This window comes from Pseudoalteromonas sp. S1612, assembly GCF_005887175.1.
Classification (GTDB): domain Bacteria; phylum Pseudomonadota; class Gammaproteobacteria; order Enterobacterales; family Alteromonadaceae; genus Pseudoalteromonas; species Pseudoalteromonas undina.
On record NZ_PNDH01000140.1, the window covers coordinates 1 to 568 of the forward strand.

At 37.0% G+C, this 568-nt stretch carries 1 pseudogene; it reads right to left on the reverse strand.

What is annotated here, in order from left to right:
- Nucleotides 1-35: 35 nt before the first annotated feature.
- Nucleotides 36-568, reverse strand: a pseudogene (locus CWB78_RS19030) (IS630 family transposase); the annotation flags it as partial.

Sequence of the window (568 nt, forward strand, 5' to 3'; positions counted from 1 at the left end):
GGCAATTACATTACATACAACTTACTAAAGCGCCGAATAATCGCGTCCGTTTTACCATTAGGTCGGCAAACCGCCCCAAAGAGATACGCATAACTATATTGTTGTTGCTTTACAACACGTGGCCTTGAGCCTTTTTCAGCCCAAATTTTAGTGGTGGTATTTTGCTGACCAAAACGCGCTTCATCTTGAAACCATACGTCGATACGGTCTAAAGCAACATGACCAGGGATCTTAAGGATCGTTTTTATTTGGAATTTTTTTAAAATCTTCTTGCGCTTCAACTGACTGTTTAGGGTGCTTCGAACGGGTTGTTATCCAACTTAAATTTAATGCATGCAAAATATTGTAGATATTTGATTTTTTATATTGAATACCAAACTCAGTAAGAATATATAATGCTACATCTTTCCCTTGAAGCCTTCCACCATAAGGCTTTACAGAAGAAACCATGATAAATTCTTTTAGTTGTTGTAGCTGCTTGTCACTCAATGCCTTTCTGCGGCCAGTGTGCTTTTTTTCTTTTAGTCATGAAATAACGTTATTTAAATAAGCTTGAACCCACTTATTA